Annotated in this window: 2 protein-coding genes and 1 tRNA gene; 2 read left to right on the top strand and 1 reads right to left on the bottom strand. The window is 34.8% G+C overall.

The features are described from left to right. Positions 1-67: 67 nt before the first annotated feature. Positions 68-140 (bottom strand) — tRNA-Met (locus ACH2BG_RS09350). A gap of 204 nt (positions 141-344) precedes the next feature. Between ACH2BG_RS09350 and era the strand changes: the two genes are divergently transcribed. Next, positions 345-1,226 (top strand): GTPase Era, encoded by an 882-nt coding sequence (era, locus tag ACH2BG_RS09345; RefSeq protein ID WP_395047426.1) that lies wholly within the window; start codon positions 345-347, stop codon positions 1,224-1,226. A gap of 344 nt (positions 1,227-1,570) precedes the next feature. After that, positions 1,571-2,881 (top strand): ribosome biogenesis GTPase Der, encoded by a 1,311-nt coding sequence (der, locus tag ACH2BG_RS09340; protein ID WP_395047425.1) that lies wholly within the window; start codon positions 1,571-1,573, stop codon positions 2,879-2,881. Positions 2,882-3,082: the final 201 nt, after the last annotated feature.

Raw genomic sequence — 3,082 nt, 5'->3', positions numbered from 1 at the left:
GATAAACTTCTCGTCCTGGAATATGCGCATAAAAAAAGAGAATCAAAATGATTCTCTTTTTAGGTAGTAGCGGGAACAGGACTCGAACCTGTGACCTTCGGGTTATGAGCCCGACGAGCTGCCTACTGCTCTATCCCGCGTTGTTTCGAGTGCAAATATACAACCAATTTTCATTCGTGCAACAAAAATAGTAAAAAACTTTATATTTTTTCTATTTACTTGATTTTTAATAATTTAGATTAATTTTCAATACCTAATGTAATAGTACTTATGTAATTAAGATTTCTTTTTGTTGCGACTATTCACTTGATATGACTACCTTTGCAAAATAAAATACAATATAAATGTCACATAAAGCAGGTTTTGTAAACATCATAGGAAATCCAAACGTTGGGAAATCGACGTTAATGAATGCCTTTGTTGGGGAACGATTATCAATTATTACATCAAAAGCACAAACAACACGTCATAGAATTCTTGGAATTGTAAATGGAGAAGATTTTCAGATGATCTTGTCTGATACGCCAGGAATTATCAAACCAGCATACGAAATGCAGGAATCGATGATGAATTTTGTAAAATCAGCTTTCGAAGATGCAGATGTTTTGATTTATATGGTCGAAATTGGTGAACAAGACTTGAAAGATGAAGCTTTTTTTAATAAAATCATCAATGCAAAAATTCCTGTTTTATTACTTTTAAATAAAATAGATACTTCGAATCAAGAACAACTAGAAGAGCAAGTGGCTTTTTGGACTGCTAAAGTTCCTAATGCAGAAATTTTTCCGATTTCGGCATTACAGAATTTTAATGTGCCAGAAGTTTTTGACCGAATCATAAAATTATTACCAGAATCGCCAGCTTATTATCCTAAAGATCAGCTGACGGATAAGCCTGAAAGATTTTTTGTGAACGAAACTATTCGCGAGAAAATCTTGCTACATTATAGTAAAGAAATTCCGTATGCAGTAGAAATCGTAACTGAAGAATTTTTTGAAGACGATAATATTATCCGAATTCGTTCCCTAATTATGGTAGAACGTGAAACTCAAAAAGGTATCATAATAGGTCATAAAGGTGAAGCTCTGAAAAGAGTAGGAGTAGAGTCTCGTGCCGATTTAGAGAAATTTTTTGGTAAACAAATACATATCGAATTGTATGTAAAAGTGAATAAAAACTGGAGAAGTAACACAAATATGTTGAAGCGTTTTGGTTATAATCAATAGATTTTAGATTTCGGACTTTAGATTTCAGATTTGAAAAATCATGAATATAAATTGATTGTTGATCTAGCCCTGATAGCAGTGGAAATCCTTTTTCTCATCAGTTCGAGTTCCTCGCTTTTTTGCGAGGAGTATCGAGAACAAGAGAAAAAGATTGTAACGAATAGCAGGAAATAGCTCCTAAAAAATACTATAAAAACTTAGTATCTTAGTTACTTAGCAACTTAGTCGCTTTTTTGACTACCTTTGCAAAAAATTAAAAATACCTTATTGTTTGATTTTAAGAGCCTAATGATTCAGTTTTTCTGAAATCTAAACTCTAAAATCTGCAATCTAAAATTAGAAATATGAATAACATTGTTGCGATAGTAGGAAGACCTAATGTAGGGAAATCAACCCTTTTTAATAGGCTGATACAAAGAAGAGAAGCTATTGTAGATTCGGTTTCTGGAGTTACCAGAGATAGAAACTACGGTAAAAGCGAATGGAACGGAAAAGAGTTTTCTGTGATTGATACCGGCGGATATATTCGCGGATCTGACGACGTTTTTGAGGGAGAAATCCGCAAACAAGTCGAATTAGCGATTGACGAAAGTGATGTAATTATTTTTGTTGTCGATGTTGAAGAAGGAATTACTCCTATGGATGACGCGGTTGCTAAAATGTTGCGTAAAGTAACAAAACCAGTTTTACTTGCCGTAAATAAGGTTGATAACGCGATGCGTGAAAAAGATGCTGTGGAGTTTTATAACCTAGGATTAGGCGAATATTATACTTTTGCGAGTATATCAGGAAGTGGAACAGGAGATTTACTTGATGCTCTTATTGATGCATTTCCTGTAAAACCATTACCAACACAAGAGGAAATTGTATTGCCTCGTTTTGCAGTAGTAGGTCGTCCTAATGCTGGAAAATCTAGTTTTATCAATGCCTTAATTGGTAAAGAAAGATTTATGGTTACCGATATTGCTGGAACTACTCGTGATTCGATTGATACTAAATACGACCGTTTTGGATTTGAATTTAACTTAGTCGATACTGCTGGAATCCGTCGTAAAGCTAAAGTAAAAGAAGATTTAGAATTTTATTCGGTAATGCGTTCTGTTCGTGCTATTGAACATGCTGATGTTTGTATCCTAATTATCGATGCTACTCGTGGTTTTGAAGGGCAAGATCAAAGTATATTTTGGTTGGCTGAAAAAAACAGAAAGGGTGTTGTTATCTTAGTAAATAAATGGGATTTGGTCGAAAAAGATACCATGTCAACTCGTGATTATGAAGCTAAAATTCGTGCAGAACTCATGCCGTTTGTCGATGTGCCAATTCTTTTTGTGTCGGCACTTACAAAACAACGTTTGCTAAAAGCATTGGAAGCGACTGTTCAGGTTTATGAAAATAGACAACAGCGTATTTCGACTTCAAAATTTAACGATTATATGTTGAAAATCATCGAAAATCATCCGCCGCCAGCCTTGAAAGGGAAGTTTGTGAAAATTAAATATTGTATGCAATTGCCAACACCAACACCACAATTTGTGTTTTTTGCCAACTTGCCTCAATATGTAAAAGATGCTTACAAGCGTTTTCTAGAAAACAAAATTCGTGAGAATTGGGATTTTGAAGGTGTTCCGATTGATATTTACATTAGAGAGAAATAATAAAAAAAGTCCCAAGAAATTGGGACTTTTTTTTATATATAATGATCTATTTTTTTATTACTGCTACCAACTTCCGCTACTTCCGCCACCAGAGAATCCTCCGCCACCAAAACCACCACCAAAACCTCCGCCACCAGAGAAACCTCCTCCAGATGAACCACCAAAACCACCTCCGCCACTTCGTCCCATACTACTTAAAAT

It is taken from the genome of Flavobacterium sp., assembly GCF_043779715.1.
In the GTDB taxonomy this organism is placed as follows: Bacteria; Bacteroidota; Bacteroidia; order Flavobacteriales; family Flavobacteriaceae; genus Flavobacterium.
The sequence above is the reverse complement of the archived record's forward strand: the minus strand, read 5'-3'. Positions and strand labels throughout refer to the sequence as shown.